The 16011-nt window shown below is 67.2% G+C and carries 17 protein-coding genes and 1 tRNA gene; 8 read left to right on the forward strand and 10 right to left on the reverse strand.

The genetic code is table 11. The features are described from left to right. Window positions 1-36 precede the first annotated feature (36 nt). Genes cobS through cobU form a run of 3 tightly spaced genes read right to left on the reverse strand, consistent with a single transcriptional unit; the run spans window position 37 to window position 2222 of the window. On the reverse strand, window positions 37-759 hold the full coding sequence (cobS, locus tag GBO37_RS12070; RefSeq protein WP_252929169.1) for an adenosylcobinamide-GDP ribazoletransferase: 723 nt from the start codon (window positions 757-759) through the stop codon (window positions 37-39). Beyond that, window positions 752-1705 (reverse strand): nicotinate-nucleotide--dimethylbenzimidazole phosphoribosyltransferase, encoded by a 954-nt coding sequence (cobT, locus tag GBO37_RS12075; RefSeq protein ID WP_045981406.1) that lies wholly within the window; start codon window positions 1703-1705, stop codon window positions 752-754. The genes cobS and cobT overlap by 8 nt, the downstream gene beginning before the upstream one ends. Continuing rightward, a complete protein-coding gene (gene cobU, locus GBO37_RS12080; protein ID WP_045981407.1) occupies window positions 1692-2222 on the reverse strand; it encodes a bifunctional adenosylcobinamide kinase/adenosylcobinamide-phosphate guanylyltransferase in 531 nt (176 codons plus the stop codon). The genes cobT and cobU overlap by 14 nt, the downstream gene beginning before the upstream one ends. 130 nt (window positions 2223-2352) lie before the next feature. Here cobU and GBO37_RS12085 point away from each other — a divergent pair, with 130 nt between their 5' ends. The 6 genes from GBO37_RS12085 (at window position 2353) to GBO37_RS12110 (ending at window position 9878) form a co-directional block, all read left to right on the forward strand. Then, window positions 2353-3954 carry a peptide ABC transporter substrate-binding protein gene (locus tag GBO37_RS12085; protein WP_045981408.1) on the forward strand — a complete coding sequence of 534 codons (1602 nt, stop codon included), beginning with the start codon at window positions 2353-2355 and terminating at the stop codon, window positions 3952-3954. Window positions 3955-4039: 85 nt separating this feature from the next. Next, entirely contained in the window at window positions 4040-4963 is a 924-nt protein-coding gene (oppB, locus tag GBO37_RS12090; protein ID WP_045981409.1) for an oligopeptide ABC transporter permease OppB, read from the forward strand. A 3-nt stretch (window positions 4964-4966) separates the two neighbouring features. After that, window positions 4967-5893, forward strand: a complete 927-nt coding sequence (locus GBO37_RS12095; RefSeq protein ID WP_252929170.1) for an ABC transporter permease subunit — start codon at window positions 4967-4969, stop codon at window positions 5891-5893. A gap of 1 nt (window position 5894) precedes the next feature. After that, a complete protein-coding gene (locus GBO37_RS12100; protein ID WP_252929171.1) occupies window positions 5895-7007 on the forward strand; it encodes an oligopeptide/dipeptide ABC transporter ATP-binding protein in 1113 nt (370 codons plus the stop codon). After that, window positions 7004-8026 carry an oligopeptide/dipeptide ABC transporter ATP-binding protein gene (locus tag GBO37_RS12105; protein ID WP_252929173.1) on the forward strand — a complete coding sequence of 341 codons (1023 nt, stop codon included), beginning with the start codon at window positions 7004-7006 and terminating at the stop codon, window positions 8024-8026. The genes GBO37_RS12100 and GBO37_RS12105 overlap by 4 nt, the downstream gene beginning before the upstream one ends. 1 nt (window position 8027) lies before the next feature. Next, on the forward strand, window positions 8028-9878 hold the full coding sequence (locus tag GBO37_RS12110; RefSeq protein ID WP_252929175.1) for an ABC transporter ATP-binding protein: 1851 nt from the start codon (window positions 8028-8030) through the stop codon (window positions 9876-9878). On the opposite strand, the gene GBO37_RS12115 is transcribed toward GBO37_RS12110, so the two are convergent. Together GBO37_RS12115 and GBO37_RS12120 are read right to left on the reverse strand one after the other, a co-directional pair. After that, entirely contained in the window at window positions 9875-11251 is a 1377-nt protein-coding gene (locus GBO37_RS12115) for a GntP family permease (RefSeq protein WP_252929177.1), read from the reverse strand. The two genes, GBO37_RS12110 and GBO37_RS12115, sit on opposite strands and share 4 nt — an antisense overlap. Before the next feature lie 102 nt (window positions 11252-11353). Continuing rightward, window positions 11354-11430, reverse strand: a tRNA-His gene (locus GBO37_RS12120). 100 nt (window positions 11431-11530) lie between these two features. Between GBO37_RS12120 and GBO37_RS12125 the strand changes: the two genes are divergently transcribed. Beyond that, window positions 11531-11746 carry a DUF6324 family protein gene (locus tag GBO37_RS12125; RefSeq protein WP_045999198.1) on the forward strand — a complete coding sequence of 72 codons (216 nt, stop codon included), beginning with the start codon at window positions 11531-11533 and terminating at the stop codon, window positions 11744-11746. Here GBO37_RS12125 and GBO37_RS12130 read toward each other — a convergent pair. Then, window positions 11727-12188: an MmcB family DNA repair protein gene (locus GBO37_RS12130; RefSeq protein WP_252929178.1), complete on the reverse strand. Its 462-nt coding sequence runs from the start codon at window positions 12186-12188 to the stop codon at window positions 11727-11729. The genes GBO37_RS12125 and GBO37_RS12130 overlap by 20 nt on opposite strands. Window positions 12189-12287: 99 nt before the next feature. Here GBO37_RS12130 and GBO37_RS12135 point away from each other — a divergent pair, with 99 nt between their 5' ends. Next, window positions 12288-12635, forward strand: coding sequence for a RidA family protein (locus tag GBO37_RS12135; RefSeq protein WP_045981415.1), 348 nt, complete (start codon window positions 12288-12290; stop codon window positions 12633-12635). On the opposite strand, the gene lpxB is transcribed toward GBO37_RS12135, so the two are convergent. The 4 genes from lpxB to fabZ all read right to left on the reverse strand — a co-directional run bounded on the left by lpxB (window position 12619) and on the right by fabZ (window position 15900). Then, window positions 12619-13773 carry a lipid-A-disaccharide synthase gene (lpxB, locus tag GBO37_RS12140; RefSeq protein ID WP_252929180.1) on the reverse strand — a complete coding sequence of 385 codons (1155 nt, stop codon included), beginning with the start codon at window positions 13771-13773 and terminating at the stop codon, window positions 12619-12621. The genes GBO37_RS12135 and lpxB overlap by 17 nt on opposite strands. Before the next feature lie 63 nt (window positions 13774-13836). Further along, entirely contained in the window at window positions 13837-14646 is an 810-nt protein-coding gene (locus tag GBO37_RS12145; protein WP_252929182.1) for an LpxI family protein, read from the reverse strand. After that, window positions 14643-15431, reverse strand: coding sequence for an acyl-ACP--UDP-N-acetylglucosamine O-acyltransferase (gene lpxA / locus GBO37_RS12150; protein WP_252929184.1), 789 nt, complete (start codon window positions 15429-15431; stop codon window positions 14643-14645). Before lpxA ends, GBO37_RS12145 begins: the two co-directional genes overlap by 4 nt. Beyond that, window positions 15424-15900, reverse strand: a complete 477-nt coding sequence (gene fabZ / locus GBO37_RS12155; RefSeq protein WP_045981419.1) for a 3-hydroxyacyl-ACP dehydratase FabZ — start codon at window positions 15898-15900, stop codon at window positions 15424-15426. The genes lpxA and fabZ overlap by 8 nt, the downstream gene beginning before the upstream one ends. Between the last annotated feature and the right edge of the window lie 111 nt (window positions 15901-16011).

Here is a 16011-nt window from a genome sequence, read left to right on the forward strand (position 1 = left end):
CGGCCTGCGCGGGTCAAGGTTTTCCGCCAGTTGACCCTAGGTCAGCGCGGCCATCCCGACCAGCGCCGCACATTCCGCAAGCAGCACCGACGCGCCCAGCACATCGCCCGTCTGCCCGCCCAGCAGGCGGCAGGCGCGGCGCGAGACCGCCACGACCGACAGCCCGACCAGCGCCATCGCCAAGGCCGCGGCCCACGGTCCCGGCGCACCCAGCAGCAGCGCCAGAATGCCCGTCAGCGTGGCCGCCACCACCGCCCGGCGCGAGGGTTGTCCGGCCCCCTGACCCAGCCCGTCGGTCCGCGCCGGCGGCAGGGCACGCATCAGCATCACCGGTGCCACCCGCCCGGCCGCGGCCGCCGCGATCAGCGCCAGCGGTCCAAGCGCCGCCAGCGCCGCCACGCGGACCAGGCCCGTCGCCACCAGCGCGGCCGCGCCATAGCTGCCGATTGTCGATTCGCGCATGATCCTCAGCCGGTCGGCGCGGTCCCGTCCGCCGCCCGCATCGGCGAAATCGGCCAGCGCATCCTCGTGCAGCGCACCGGTCAGCCAGACGGTCAGGGCAACGGACAGCGCCGCCGGCAGCAGGCCCGTCCCCATGATCCACAGGGGCACCCCGGCCAGCAGTCCCAGCACAGCCCCCGCCAGCGGAAAGGCCCAGGCCGCGCGGGACAGCGGAAGAACCTCGGGCGGCAGCAGGCGCCCAAACGGCAGCCGCGTCAGGAAGACCAGCGCCAGGACGATCTGGTGCGACCTAGACAATCCCGGCCTCGGCAAAGGTCGCCATGCCGTTGTGGCATTCCAGCGCGGCGCGCAGCACCAGAAGGGCCACGGCGGCGCCGGACCCCTCGCCCAAGCGCATGTCCAGCGACAGGACGGGCTGCATCGCCAGCGACGCGATCAGGCGTCGGTGCCCCGGTTCGGCGCTTTCATGGCCGATCAGGCAATGGGCCAGCGCGTCGGGATCATCGCGGGTCAGCACGGCGGCAGCGGCGGTGCAGATGAACCCGTCCAGGATCACCGGAATGCGCAGGTCCCGTGCACGGCGTACCGCGCCGCAGATGGCCGCCTGTTCGCGACCGCCGAACGCGGCCAGCGTGTCGTGGGTGCCGGTCACGGCGTGGCGGGCCAGCCCTTCCGTCACGACGCGGACCTTGGCGGCCAGCATCGCGCCCTGCGCGCCGGTGCCGGGGCCGACCCAGTCCTCGGCCCGACCGCCAAAGGTCGCCGCCGCCAGTGCGGCCGAGGTGGTGGAATTGCCGATCCCCATCTCTCCCAGCAGCAGGACCTGGACGGTGGGATCGACGGCGGCGGCACCCTGCGCCATCGCATCATCGACCTCGGCCGACGTCATCGCGGGGCCTTGGGTGAAATCGGACGTGGGCCGGTCCAGATCCAGCGCGACGATTCCCAGATCGGCCCCCGCCACACGGCACAGCTGATTGATCGCCGCGCCGCCTGCACGAAAGTTCGCGACCATCGCCGCCGTCACCGCGGGTGGAAAGGGCGTGACGCCCTGCACCGTGATCCCGTGATTGCCCGCAAAGACCAGCGCCTGCGCGCGGTCCAGCGTGGGGCGGTCGGTCCCCTGCCAGCCTGCCATGAACACGGCCAGCGCCTCCAGCCGACCAAGCGATCCGGCGGGTTTCGTCAGCGTGGCCTGGCGCGCGGCGGCACGGTCGGCGGCGGTCTGGTCAAATCGGGTCATCGGGGTTCTCTGCCATGGGTTTCAGGCGCAGGGGCATGCCGCTGACGGCCATCCAGACCTGGTCGGCCAGCGCCGCCACCGCTTGGTTCATCCGGCCGTGATCGTCACGGAACCGGCGGGCCAGGGCGTTGTCCGGCACGATCCCCTGCCCCAATTCGTTGCTGACCAGCACGACAGGACAGCATTGCTGACGTAACGTCACCGTCAATGCGCCGATATCCGCCGAACCCATGCAGTTCGACATCCACAACGTCAGGCAATCCACAAGGCGCACGCCCTGTCCGTCGGTCGCGCGCAGCGTGCCGGCCAGATCCAGCGGTTCTTCGATGGTGCGCCAGCCCTGTCCGCGATCCTGTTGATGCGCCTTGATTCTTTCACCCATCTCGGCGTCGCGGGCCTGGGCCGTGGCGATATAGATGCGCGGCATCGCATGGCGCAGGACCAGCCGTTCGGCCAGGGCCGACTTGCCCGACCGCGCGCCGCCCGTCACCAGCGTGATATGTCCCCGTTGCGTCATGCGGGCCTGTTTTCCACAGGGCGGTCGGGTTGGAAAGCGCGAAACGCCGCTTGCCCACACCCGTGCTTTCACTAAACCTCACGCCATTCCGGTGCGACACGACACCGACAGACAACTTGGAGGAGTTGGGATGACCAAGCTTTTCGCGACGACCGCCCTGCTGACCGCGCTGGCGATGCCCGCTTGGGCCGTGCAGCCTGCCGAAGGCGAGACCCTGGCCGAGAACCAGACCTATACCTATTGGCTGCTGGACGCGATCAAGTCGCTTGACCCTGCCAAGAACACCGACGTCGAGGGTTCGGACGCGCTGCGCTCGCTGTTCGAGGGCCTGATGATCGAGGATGCCGCCGGCAACATGATCCCCGGCGTCGCCGAAAGCCACGAGATGTCCGAGGACGGCCTGACCTACACGTTCACGCTGCGCGACGCCAAGTGGTCGAACGGCGACCCGGTGACGGCGGACGACTTCGTCTATGCCTGGCAGCGCGTCGTGACGCCCGAGACCGCGTCGGAATACGCTTGGTACATGGAGCTGATGAACCTGCAGAACGCCACGCAGATCATCGCGGGCGAGATGGAGCCCGACCAGCTGGGCGTCGTCGCGCTGGACGACAAGACGCTGCAGGTCACGCTGACCACGCCCACTCCCTATTTCCTGAACACCCTGTCGCACACCACGACCTATCCCGTGCCCCGCGCGGTGGTCGAGGAGCATGGCGATGCTTGGGTGCAGCCCGCCAACCTGGTCGGCAACGGGGCCTATACCCTGGCCAGCCACAATCTGGGCGTCGAGATTGTCTTCGAGAAGAACCCGGAATACTGGGATGCCGAGAACGTCGTGATGCAGACCGTGCGCGGCGTGACCGTCAACGACAACAACGTGGCCCTGACCCGCTATCAGGCCGGAGAGCTGGACCGCGTCCAGATCCCCGCCGGCCAGTATCCGCGCCTGTCCGAGGCGTCCCCCGAAGAAGCCGTGTCTGTGCCCTACGGCTGCTCTTACGCCTATGTGTTCAACCTGTCGGAGAAGGGCCCCGAGGCGCTGAAGGACGAACGTGTCCGCGAGGCACTGGCCCTGTCGCTGAACCGCGAGGTCATCGTGGATCAGGTCCTGCAGGGCGGACAGGAGCCCGCCTATACTTGGACGCACTGGGCCATCAACGGCTTTGCCGCGCCCGAGGGCGGCATGAAGGACATGTCGCAGGAAGATCGCATGGCCCGCGCCGCCGAGCTGCTGGCCGAGGCCGGTTACGGTCCCGACAACCCGGTGCGCCTGCAGCTGCAGTACAACACCGACGACAGCCACCGCCTGCTGGCCATCGCGGCCCAGCAGTTTTGGCGCCCCCTTGGCATCGAGATCGAGCTGAACAACGTCGAATGGGCCGTCCACACCGACCGCCTGCAGAACCAGGACTTCGAGATCGCACGCTATGCCTGGTGCGCCGACTACAACGAGGCGACGACCTTCCTGGACTGGTTCCGCACCGACGGCTACAACAGCGGCAAGTGGTCGAACGAGGAATACGACAAGCTGCTGGTCGAGGCCCGCACGGCAGAGGACACCACCCCCCTCTATCAGCGCGCCGAGGAGATCCTGGCCGATGAGAACCCGGCGGTCTTCGTCTATCACTATGCCAAGGTCGACATGATCAACCCGGCCATCAAGGGCCTGCCGCGCGAGAACCTGCTGAATACCTGGTACGCCAAGGACCTGTACCGCGTCGCGGAATAAGCAGCCATCCTGACCGGGGGCCGGGGCGGCACGACCGCCCCGGCCCTGTCATTTTTCAACCATCCCGCAGGGAAGGCCCCACGCGATGTTCGCATTCATCCTGCGACGGCTGGCGGTGGCGATACCCACGCTGCTTCTGCTGATCGTCTTCTCCTTCGTCCTGATGCAGATCGCACCGGGCGGACCTTTCACGGGCGAACGCGCCCTGCCCCCGGCCGTCCTTGCCAACTTGGAGGCGCAGTACGGTCTGAACGACCCGCTGTGGCTGCAGATCTGGAATTATCTGGTCAACGTAGTCGTGCATTTCGACTTCGGTCCCAGCTTCGTCTATCCCGACCGCACCGTGAACCAGCTGATCGCCAGCGGATTTCCGGTGACGCTGACCTATGGCGGGCTGTCCTTCGTGGCGGCCGTCGTCGTGGGCGTGGCCCTGGGGGTGGTGGCGGCGATCTGGCACAACAGCTGGGTCGACTATCTGGCTGTCGGTGTCTCAATCGGCGCGCAGGTGCTGCCGAACTTCGTGATGGCGCCGCTGTTGGTGCTGGTCCTGACCTTGTGGTACGGCCTGCTGCCGGGCGGGGGCTGGTCGTTCAGCAATCCCAGCTTCTGGATCATGCCGGTGATCGCGCTCTCGACCAGCTACATGGCGTCGATCGCGCGGATCACCCGGTCGTCGATGCTGGAGGTGCTGGGCTCGAACCACATCCGCACGGCGCGGGCCAAGGGGATGCCCGAACACCGCGTCATCATCCGCCACGCGCTGAAACCCGCGATGCTGCCGGTGATCAGCTATCTGGGGCCGGTCTTCGTGTCCATGATCACCGGGTCGGTGGTGATCGACATCTATTTCTCGACCGGCGGCATCGGCAAGGCCTTCGTCGATAGCGCGCTGAACCGCGACTATGCCGTGATGATGGGCGTCACCATCCTGGTGGGCGCGCTGACCATCCTCTTCAACCTCATCGTCGACGTGCTTTACGCATGGATCGACCCCAAGATCAGGTACTAGGTCATGGTCATCGATCAATCCAAGATGCAGTCCCTGTCCGACCGCTTCGTCGAGGCAGAGGTCCGCGGCCGCAGCCCCTGGGCCGACGCGCGTCGCCGCTTTTTTCGCAACCGGGCCGCGATGCTGGGCCTGACGATCCTGGTGCTGGTGTCGCTGTTCGCAATCTTCGGCGGCTATCTCGCCCAGTGGTCGAACGAGGAACTGGATTTCAGCGTCATGGGTCAGGTCGCCGAGATGGGTCAGCCGTCCATGGAAAACGGGCACTTCTTCGGCACCGACAACCTGGGCCGCGACCTGTATGCCCGCGTCGTGCAAGGCACGCGCATCAGCCTGATGGTCGGCGTCGTGGGGGCGGCCATCGCCGTCATCGTCGGCACACTCTATGGCGCGACGGCGGGATATGTCGGCGGGCGCACCGACCAGATCATGATGCGGACGGTCGATATCCTGATGTCGATCCCCTACATGTTCGTGCTGATCCTGCTGCTGGTCATGTTCGGGCGGTCGATGTCGATGCTGTTCCTGGGCATCGGCCTGATCTCATGGCTGGACATGAGCCGAATCGTTCGTGGTCAGACCCTTAGCCTTAAGAACCGAGAATTCATCGAGGCCGCGCGTGCCACCGGCGTGTCGTCCTTCCGCATCATCATCCGCCATATCGTGCCGAACCTGCTGGGCGTGGTGGCGGTCTATGCGACGCTGCTGGTGCCGCTGATGATCCTGACGGAAAGCTTCATCAGCTTCCTTGGTCTGGGCGTGCAGGAACCCCTGACCAGCTGGGGGGCGTTGATCTCGGAAGGGGCCGGCACGATGAACTATGGCACGTTGTGGCAGCTGGCCTTTCCGCTGTTCTTCTTCGTGATCACCCTGTTCGGCTTCTTCTTCGTGGGCGACGGCCTGCGCGATGCCCTCGACCCAAAGGAGCGCTGAGATGGCCCTTCTCGAATTGCGCGACCTTTCGGTCCGCTTCCAGACCAACGATGCCGAGGTGCGGGCCGTCAACGACGTGACCCTGTCCGTCGATGCGGGCGAAACCCTGGGCATCGTCGGCGAATCCGGCAGCGGCAAGTCGCAGCTGTCCTTCGCGATCATGGGGCTGCTGGCGCGCAACGGCCGCGCCTCGGGCAGCGTCCTGTTCGACGGGCAGCAGATCCTGAACGCCCCGCCCAAGGTGCTGAACCGCATCCGCGCCGAACAGATCGCCATGATCTTCCAGGATCCGATGACCTCGCTGAACCCCTATATGCGGGTGGCCGACCAGATGGCCGAGGTGCTGACGCTGCACAAAGGCCTGTCGAAACGCGATGCCGTCGCGCAGGCCGTGCAGATGCTGGACGCCGTCAAGATCCCCGACGCCAAGGGGCGCGTGCGGCTTTATCCGCACGAATTTTCGGGCGGCATGCGGCAGCGGGTGATGATCGCCATGGCGCTGCTGTGCCGCCCCAAGCTGCTGATCGCGGACGAACCCACCACCGCGCTGGACGTGACCGTGCAGGCGCAGATCATGGCCCTGCTGTCGGACCTGCAACGCGATTTCGGCATGGCGATGATCCTGATCACCCATGATCTGGGCGTGGTCGCAGGGTCATGCGAACGGGTCGCGGTCATGTATGGCGGCCGTATCCGGGAAACCGGGCCGGTGCGCCCGATCTTTGCCGAACCCACGCATCCCTATACCCAGGGCCTTCTTGACGCGATCCCGCGTGTCGATCAGGACGATGAGGATCTGCGCGCCATCCCCGGCCAGCCCCCGAACATGAGCCGCCCGCCCTCGGGCTGCGCGTTCGAGCCGCGCTGCCCCTATCGCCGCGAAGGCTGCGCCAGCATCGACCCAGCCCTAGAGGTCTTCGCCCCCGGCCGCGCCCGCGCCTGCCACGCCCCCGTGGCCGAGGTGCTGGCCCGGCGCATGATCGACGACCCGCAGCCCGACCTGGTCGCCGCTGGTGACACCCTGCCGCCGGACGACCACCTGCCCGAGGGCGCCGTCGCCGGTGCCGGTGCGGCCGGCGCCACTCAGACCCCCGGATCGGAGGCCAAGCCATGAGCGATCTTCTGAGCGTGCGCGACCTGCGCGTGMCCTTCCAGATCCGCCCCGAGGGCGCGATGCCCTGGACCCGCCCCAACCCGCTGCGCGCCGTGAACGGCGTCGATTTCGCCCTGGCGCCTGGAGAGACCCTGGGCGTGGTGGGCGAATCCGGCTGCGGGAAATCGACCTTGGCCCGCGCCCTGATCGGGCTGGTCCCGGCCACGGGCCAGGCCGAATGGATCGACGGCAAGGACCTTCTGGCGCTGACGCCCCGCCAGATGATGGCTTATCGCCAGGACATCCAGATGGTGTTCCAGGACCCGCTGGCCAGCCTGAACCCGCGCATGACCGTGGGCCAGATCATCGCCGAACCCCTGACCACGCACCGCCCCGACCTGCCCCGCGCCCAGGTGCGCGAGCGCGTCAAGGCGATGATGGAAAAGGTCGGTCTGCTGCCCAACCAGATCAACCGCTATCCCCATGAATTCAGCGGCGGCCAGTGCCAGCGCATCGGCATCGCGCGCGCCCTGATCGTTGAGCCCAAGCTGATCATCTGCGATGAGCCGGTGTCCGCGCTGGACGTGTCGATCCAGGCACAGGTGATCAACCTGCTGATCCGGCTGCAAAAGGATCTGGGACTGGCGCTGATCTTCATTGCGCATGACCTGTCGGTGGTAAAGCATATCAGCGACCGGGTGATGGTCCTCTATCTGGGGAAGGTGATGGAGATGGGTCCGGTGCAGGCGCTGTATTCCGATCCCCAGCACCCCTATACGCAGGCGCTGCTGTCCGCCGTGCCGGTGCCCGATCCGACGATCGAGACCGCCAAGACCATCGTGCCGCTGGCAGGCGACCTGCCCTCGCCCATGAACCCGCCCTCGGGCTGCGTGTTCCGGACGCGCTGTCCCCGGGCGCGGGCCGAATGCGCGGCGTCTTTGCCGCAGCTGACGGTGGGCGACCATCAGGTCGCCTGCCATTTCCCCGGCCCCCTGACCGAGGCCGAGATCGCCCACGCCCGCCGGACCGAGGCCGCCTGAGATGCCGCCCGACGCGCCCGCATCCCCCGATTATGCGGCGCGTTGGGCGGCGCTGAAGAACATCCCGCCCTTCCTGGTCATGGTCTGGCGGGCCAGCCCCGCGCTGACGCTGGCCATGGTGGCGCTGCGCCTGATGCGGGCGCTGATGCCGGTCGCGATGTTGTGGGTGGGCAAGCTGATCATTGATCAGGTCGTGGCCCTGTCGGCCTCGGGCGGGCCCGACACGCCGGCCGGCTGGTGGGACAGTGGGCTGGCGCATCCGCTGATCGGGCTGGTGGCGCTGGAGCTGGCGCTGGCGATCGCGCAGGACGTGCTGGGGCGGTTGGTCGCCTATGTCGATGCGCTGCTGCAGGAGAAACTGGTCATCGACATTTCGATCCGGCTGATGGATCACGCGGCGGATCTGGACCTGGCCTCCTTCGAGGATGCCAGCTTTCAGGACCGCCTGGACCGCGCGCGGCGCCAGACGATGGGCCGCATTCCACTGCTGAATCAACTGATGCAGCAGATGCAGGATACGCTTACGGTTCTCAGCTTTGGCGTGGGTCTAGTGGTCTACAATCCCTGGCTGGTGGTGCTGCTGGCGCTGGCGCTGATCCCGTCCCTGATGGGAGAGATGCATTTCAACGCCCGCACCTATGCGCTGAACCACGCCCGCGCCGCAGACCGGCGCGAACGCGACTATCTGCGCATGATCGCAGCCACCGCCGAGACCGCGAAAGAGGTGAAGATCTTCAGCCTAAGCCCTTGGCTGCGCGACAGATATCTGACCCTTGCCCGGCGGTTCTACCTGGAGAACCGGGTGATCCAGCGCCGCCAGCTGTCGGTGATGGCGGTGCTGACCGCGCTTGGCACGCTGGCCTATTACGCGGCCTTTCTATGGATCATCGCGCGCACGCTGACGGGGCAGCTGTCGATCGGCGATCTGACGTTCCTGTCGGGCAGCTTCCTGCGCCTGCGCGGTTTGCTGGAGGGGCTGCTGTCGGGGTTCTCCAGCATGGCGGGTCAGGCCATGTACCTGGACGACCTGTTTGATTTCTTCMCCGCCCGCCCGGCCATCGCCAGCCCCGCCGATCCGCTGCCGGTGCCGGTGCCCATCGCGCAGGGGTTCCGCTTCGAGAATGTGGGCTTCCGCTATCCGGGCCGCGACGATTGGGCGATCCGGGGCATGACGCTGGACCTGCGCGCCGGAGAGACGGTCGCCCTGGTGGGCGAAAACGGCGCGGGCAAGACCACCATCGTCAAGCTGCTGGCGCGGCTTTACGACCCCGATGAAGGCCGCATCACGCTGGATGGGCGCGACCTGCGCGACTATGACCTGGACCAGCTGCGCGGCACGGTGGGCGTGATCTTTCAGGATTTCGTCCGCTATGCGGTGACCGCGGCCGAGAACATCGCCATCGGCCGGATCGAGGCGCGCGACGACCGCCCCCGCATCGTGACCGCCGCCGAACGGTCCCTGGCCGATCAGGTCATCGCCAAGCTGCCCAAGGGCTATGACCAGATGGTGGGCAAGCGCTTTGCCCGCGGCCTGGACCTGTCGGGGGGCGAGTGGCAGAAGCTGGCCATCGCGCGCGCCTATATGCGCGACGCGCAACTCTTGGTGCTGGACGAGCCGACGGCGGCGCTGGATGCACGGGCGGAATACGAGGTCTTCCTGCGGTTCCGCGACCTGACGCAGGGGCGGACGGCGCTGCTGATCTCTCATCGCTTCTCATCCGTGCGGATGGCCGACCGGATCATCGTGCTGGAGGGCGGCCGCGTCCAGGATCAGGGCAGCCACGCCGAGCTGGTCGCCCGGCCCGGCCGCTACAAGGAGCTGTTCGAGCTGCAGGCCCAGGGGTACCGTTAAAGCACGGTCCCCAGCACGATCACCGTGATCAGCGCGATGACCGGGATCAGCACCGCGACCACGAAGATGTCTGGATAGCTTTTCTTGTGGGTCAGCCCGGTGATGGCCAGCAGCGTGATGACCGCGCCGTTATGCGGCAGCGCGTCGAACCCGCCCGAGGACAGCGCCGTGACGCGGTGCATCAGTTCCATGCTGATCCCCTGTTCCTGGCCCATCGTGGCGAACTGTTCGCCAAGCGTGTTCAGCGCGATGGACATGCCGCCCGAGGCCGATCCGGTGATGCCGGCCAGCACGTTCACCGCCACCGACAGCGACGCCACCGGGTTGTTCGGGAAGAGGCCCAGCACGGCGTCGCGGATCAGCGCAAAGGCCGGCAGCGAGGCGATGACGGCGCCATAGCCCACTTCGGACGCGGTGTTGAAGATCGGCAGCAGCGACCCCATCGTGCCGGAATTGACGCTCTCGCGCAGGTTGGCAAAGCGGCGCAGGTTCAGGCCGACGGCCAGCAGGATCGACGCGACCAGCGACACGATGATCGCCCAGATGCCGGCGACCGACGACAGGGTCGTCTCTCCATAGCGCGGTTCGGCCAGATAGTCCGCGGACATGTTCGGGAAGACGAACCAGGTCAGGACCGCGTTCAGAACGATCACCGACACCACAGGCAGGATCGCCAGCGCGAAGGGCGGCAGGTCCGCATCCTCGGGCAGGGTCGCGTCAGCGGCGGTGACGGGGTGGTCGCCATAGCCCTCGGCTCCTGCGGCGCGGGCGCGGCGGTTCAGCCACATCGTGCCGCCCGCCAGCATGATGACCCCGGCCAGCGTGCCCAGCACCGGCGCCGCGAAGACATTCGTGCCGAAGAACGGCATCGGAATGGCGTTCTGGATCGCGGGCGTGCCGGGGAATGCCGTCATGGTGAAGGTGAACGACCCAAGCGCGATGGCCGCGGGCAGCAGGCGCTTGGGGATGTCGGCGCGACGGAACAGCGCGTTGGCGATGGGATAGACCGCAAAGGCCACCACGAACAGCGACACCCCGCCGAAGGTCAGCACGCCGCAGGACAGGACGACCGCCAGCACGGCGCGCTGAGCGCCCAGCCTGTCGACGATCCATTCCGCGATCGATCGCGCGGCACCGCTGTCGGCCATGACCTTGCCGAAGATCGCGCCCAACAGGAACAGCGGGAAGTAGGTGATGACATAGCCGCCAAGCGAATTCATGAAGACTTGGGTATAGGTCGCCAGAATCGGCAGGTCCCCGGACATCACCACTGCCAGCAGCGCCAGCAGTGGCGCCAGGATCAGCACGTTGATCCCGCGATAGGCCAGATACATCAGCAGTATCAGCGACAGAAATATTCCCAGCAGGCCCATGCGGCGTCCCTCTCCCGGTTGCAATGGCGCGCATGGTCTCACGCGCGGGACGCGCTGCGCAAGATGCTGCAGTGCAGAAAGTGGCCGGATGCTGGGGAAAGGTGGTACCGCCTCCCCGGCTTGAACGGGGGACCTCTAGATCCACAATCTAGCGCTCTAACCAACTGAGCTAAGGCGGCACAGGGCGGTTCTTTAGCCCCGTGTCCGCAGGGTTGCAAGCCCCGCTTGCCGTGAAATTGCGTCCGCGATACAGAAAGTTTCACCGCGAAAGGACAAGCCATGGGCATCAACAGCGAAAGCGACATCACCGCGAACATCCAGATCGGCCCGACCGACCTTGGGATGGTGCGGATCTATGTGCAGGGAGAGGGCGTGGACCTGCCGATGGACTTCGACCCCGAGGAGGCGACCGAGATCGCCGAAGAGCTGATGGCCGCGGCCGAGGCCGCCCGCGCCATGGCACAGGGCGGCAAGCCTAAGAAGCCCCGGCGATAAGCGCGCCCGGGTCGCACATCACCTGCAACCGCAGTGCTGCGGCCCGCGCAAAGTCGCGCTGCACCTTGGTGCGGCGCGGACCCGACAGGCGATGTTCGGGGGCCATGCGGGTGATCTCGGCGCCAAAGGCATCGGCATGGATCAGGCCGGTGTCATCGGGCAGCAGATCGGTCGGAAAGTCGCAGTCGACCGCCCAGAAATACCGGTCGCACCAGTCAAGGTACCCCTGCCACTTGCGGTCGGCCTGAAAATCGGCGCGACAGCTTTTGCATTCGACGACCCACAGCTCTCCCTTGGGGCCAAGGCTGATCAGGTCGACGCGCAGGCCCCGGACAGGGGTGAACTCGGTCAGCACCGCGTGGTCAAGGCTGCGCAGCAGCCGCCCAGTGCCACGCGCAAGGCGCTGGCCGGGCATGGCGGGCAAGGGGGACAGGTCGGACATGGGCGCAGGATAGAACGCAACCGGAACGTCCGCAACCCGCCTTGCCGCCCCAGCGCCCCCCGTATAGCGTCCGCGCGCATATCGCCAAAGGAGAGCATCATGACCGATATCAAGCGTCTGGAAACCGGCCCGCGGATGAGCCAGGCGGTCATCGCCAACGGCTTCGTCTTTCTGGCAGGCCAAGTCGGAGAGCCGGGCACCTCGGTCACGGACCAGACCACCGCGATCCTGAACCAGATCGACGCGCTGCTGGCGCAGGCCGGGACCGACAAGACCCGCATCGTCTCTGCCCAGATCTGGATGGCCGACATGGCGAAATTCGCCGAGATGAACGCCGTTTGGGATGCGTGGGTGCCCCAGGGCCACACGCCTGCCCGCGCCACCGGCGAATCCGCGCTGGCGACCCCCGACTACGCGGTCGAGATCATCGTCACCGCGGTCCTGTGATCGCCTGAAGGACAGAGCGCGCCGCGCGCAGGCCCGGCGCCTCTCCCCCCTTGCCCAAGCGGTCCATGGTCAGGTCCATGGCGTCCAGCTGGGCACCCCGCCTTGCACGGTTCTCCAGCGCGTCCTGCAGCGCCTGCGCCATGGGGCCCGGCTGGCATCGGCTGCCCAGGAACTCGGGCACGGCGCGCGTCTCGCTGACCAGATTGACCAGCGTGACGGTGTCGGTGCGCAGCAGCGCCCCCACGATCAGGCGCGACAGCGGCGCCATGTCATAGCCGATGACCATCGGGATGCGGTTGGCCGCCAGTTCCAGGCTGACGGTCCCCGACGCCGCCAGCGCCAGATCGGCGGCGGCAAAGGCGGCGCGCTTCTCGTCCGGCTCCTCGATCACGATGGGGGCTGTTGGCCAGCGGCGGATCATGTCGCGGACCATCCCGGACACGCCCGGAACCGTCGGCAGGACAACGCGGACCTCGGGCACGCGGTCCCGCAGGCGGATCAGCGCCTCGTCGAAGCGCGGGCCAAGGCGGGTGACCTCTCCGCGGCGCGAACCGGGCAGGCACAGGACCACCGGCGCGTCGGGCGCGATGCCATGGGCGTTGCGGAACAGCTGCGCCTCGTCCGGGCCGGCCACGTCGGCGGTGGCGACGGGATGACCCACGAAATCGCATGTCATGCCCGCGGCCTGCATCAGCGGCGGTTCGAACGGCAGGATCGCCAGCACGTGATCGATCACCTGCGCCATCTTCAGCGCCCGCCCCGGCCGCCAGGCCCACACAGAGGGCGCGACGTAATGCACCGTCCGCAGATCGGGACGCTTCGCACGGACCAGACGTGCGACGCGCAGGCCGAAATCGGGGCTGTCGATGGTGATCAGGACGTCGGGGGCGGCATCGATGACCGACTGCGCGGTCTGCGCGATGCGGCGTTTCAGGTGGCGGTATTTGGGAAGAACCTCCCAGATGCCCATGATCGACAGCTCGTCCATGGGGAACAGGCTGGTCAGGCCAAGGGGCGTCATCGCAGGGCCGCCGACGCCCAGGAACTCTGCCTGCGGATCAAGCTGACGCAGTCCCGCCATCAGCGCGGCGCCCAACTGGTCGCCCGAAGCCTCGCCCGCGATCAGGAAATAATGCATGCCGTGCTGCCTTGTTGCTGCCTAGCCATGGGTATTGGGACGGACGCGAAAGGGCCAGCCTTTTCAGTCCAGCCCGCCTGCTGCCCACAGGAACAGGCCCGCCGCCTGTGCACGGCGCACCATTTCCGGGCGGTCCAGAAGGATCACCTGTCCCGCCGCCCAGGCAATGCCGGCAAGTCCCGCCGATACGGCCTGATCCACCGTGTCGGGCCCAAGGGTCGGCAGGTCGATGCGCAGATCCTGTCCCGGCTTTGGCGCCTTGTAGAGGACGCCGCGGGCGCCTTTGGGATTGGGGCGCAGGTCGGCATGGCGCGCGGCGAAATCCAGCATCGCGGCAGTGCCAGGCAGCGTTTCCAATGCCAGACACAGGCCCTGCGCAACGACCGCCCCTTGGCCCAGGTCCAGCGGCCCGGTCTGGGCCAGGATCCGCGCGGCCCGGCCCGCGTCCCTGCGGTCTGCATCGGTCGGCTCTCCGGTCAGGATGCCTTCCGCCGGGATAAGGTCAGGCGAAATTTCACTAACGGAACAAATCGTAAGGTCATTTTCTTCGAAAATGCCGAGGACCGTTCGCAGTGCGGCGTCATCGCCCGACTGCATGGCGGTCAGGATGCGGGGGACAAGCTGCGCGGTCCGCGGGTCGAACGCCTCGGGGTCCAGCCGCGGTCGCCGGATCGCGCCGGCAAAGACCACGCGGGTCACTCCTTTGGCATGCAGATCATCCAGGAACGGCACCAGGCGTTCCAGCTGGAACGTCGTGGCGGTCAGGCCGTCCGGGGCAAAGCCCGGCAAGGCGAAGACCAACGGATCGTCCAGGCAGGCGGCAACGGCCGGGGCCAGGGCGCCCTGCCCCGCGATGATGGCGATCCGGCTCATTCGGGTTTGGGCGCCAGAAAGCTGCGGTCGGACGGGCCAAGGATGAAGTCCAGCACGTCGCGTTCCATGCCGGCCACCTGCGCCTCGGCACGCGTACGGGCCGTATCGCGGAAGGATCCGCGGCCCAGATCGCCCAGCAGGGACCGCAGCGCCGCGATGTCGGACCGGGTCGCGCCGCGGCGCTTCAGCCCGATCAGGTTCAGACCGTCCAGATGCCCGCGCGGCCCCTGGACCAGGCCATAGGGGATCACGTCGGCAGTCACCATCGTCACCGCCCCGATCATCGCGCCGCGGCCGATGCGGACCCATTGATGCACGCCCGACAGCCCGCCCACGATCACGTCATCCTCCAACACGCAATGGCCCGCGATGGCCACGCTGTTGGCCAGGATCACCCGGTCGCCGATCCGGCAGTCGTGGCCCACATGGCTGGACGCCATGAACAGCCCGTCGTCGCCCACGGTGGKGACGCTGCCGCCGCCGGCGGTGCCGGGGTTCATCGTCACGTATTCGCGGATGCGGTTGCGGGCGCCGATCTGCAGGCGGACGTCCTCGCCCTTGAACTTCAGGTCCTGGGGGACCTCACCGATGCTGGCGAAGGGAAAGATCACCGTCCCCTCGCCCACCGAGGTGTCGCCGGTCACGACGACATGGGATTTCAGCTCCACCCCGTCCGCCAGCCGGACCTTGGGTCCGACCACGCAGAACGGGCCGATGCGTACCCCCGCGCCGATCTGGGCGCCGGGTTCGATCACGGCCGAAGGGTGGATCAGGGCATCAGCCATCCTTGCGGGCCATCATCGCGGTGTATTCCGCCGACGCGCACAGCTGGCCGTCGACCATGGCCTTGCCCTCGAACTTCCAGATCTTGCCGCCGCCGCGGATGGCGCGGCAATGCAGCTCCAGAACGTCGCCCGGCACGACCATGCGGCGGAACTTGCAGTTGTCGATGCCCATGAAATAGGTCTGCATTTCCTCGTCGATGACGTTCATGCTGATGCCCACCACGACTGCCGCAGTCTGGGCCATCGCCTCGATGATGGTCACGCCGGGCATGATCGGGTGGTTTGGGAAATGGCCCTGGAAATGCGGCTCGTTGCTGGTCACGTTCTTGATGCCCACCGCACTCTCGAACGGGACGATGTCGCGCACCTTGTCGATGAACAGGAAAGGATACCGGTGGGGGATGATCCGCTTGATCAGCGACAGGTCGGCCTCGGTATAGGGGGCGGGATTGCGCGTGTCGTCAGCCATTTGCGTTCCTTGAGACGGTTTCGTCGGGGTTACCAACCGGGGGGCCGGATGGCAAGCGGGTCAGGCGGGACGACGCCGCCCCTCGGCCAGCCAGCCGGTCAGGAGCAACCC

This window comes from Paracoccus sp. 08 (genome assembly GCF_024105395.1).
Lineage (GTDB): Bacteria > Pseudomonadota > Alphaproteobacteria > Rhodobacterales > Rhodobacteraceae > Paracoccus > Paracoccus marcusii.

Bases quoted from the DNA above. Each gene is read 5' to 3' on its own strand.
- GBO37_RS12100 (WP_252929171.1), top strand. From the start codon at position 5,895: ATGGCCCTTCTCGAATTGCGCGACCTTTCGGTCCGCTTCCAGACCAAC.
- GBO37_RS12135 (WP_045981415.1), top strand. From the start codon at position 12,288: ATGACCGATATCAAGCGTCTGGAAACCGGCCCGCGGATGAGCCAGGCG.
- lpxB (WP_252929180.1), bottom strand. From the start codon at position 13,773: ATGCATTATTTCCTGATCGCGGGCGAGGCTTCGGGCGACCAGTTGGGC.
- fabZ (WP_045981419.1), bottom strand. From the start codon at position 15,900: ATGGCTGACGACACGCGCAATCCCGCCCCCTATACCGAGGCCGACCTG.
- cobU (WP_045981407.1), bottom strand. From the start codon at position 2,222: ATGACGCAACGGGGACATATCACGCTGGTGACGGGCGGCGCGCGGTCG.
- GBO37_RS12085 (WP_045981408.1), top strand. From the start codon at position 2,353: ATGACCAAGCTTTTCGCGACGACCGCCCTGCTGACCGCGCTGGCGATG.
- GBO37_RS12125 (WP_045999198.1), top strand. From the start codon at position 11,531: ATGGGCATCAACAGCGAAAGCGACATCACCGCGAACATCCAGATCGGC.
- GBO37_RS12095 (WP_252929170.1), top strand. From the start codon at position 4,967: ATGGTCATCGATCAATCCAAGATGCAGTCCCTGTCCGACCGCTTCGTC.
- GBO37_RS12115 (WP_252929177.1), bottom strand. From the start codon at position 11,251: ATGGGCCTGCTGGGAATATTTCTGTCGCTGATACTGCTGATGTATCTG.
- GBO37_RS12145 (WP_252929182.1), bottom strand. From the start codon at position 14,646: ATGAGCCGGATCGCCATCATCGCGGGGCAGGGCGCCCTGGCCCCGGCC.
- oppB (WP_045981409.1), top strand. From the start codon at position 4,040: ATGTTCGCATTCATCCTGCGACGGCTGGCGGTGGCGATACCCACGCTG.
- GBO37_RS12130 (WP_252929178.1), bottom strand. From the start codon at position 12,188: ATGTCCGACCTGTCCCCCTTGCCCGCCATGCCCGGCCAGCGCCTTGCG.
- cobT (WP_045981406.1), bottom strand. From the start codon at position 1,705: ATGACCCGATTTGACCAGACCGCCGCCGACCGTGCCGCCGCGCGCCAG.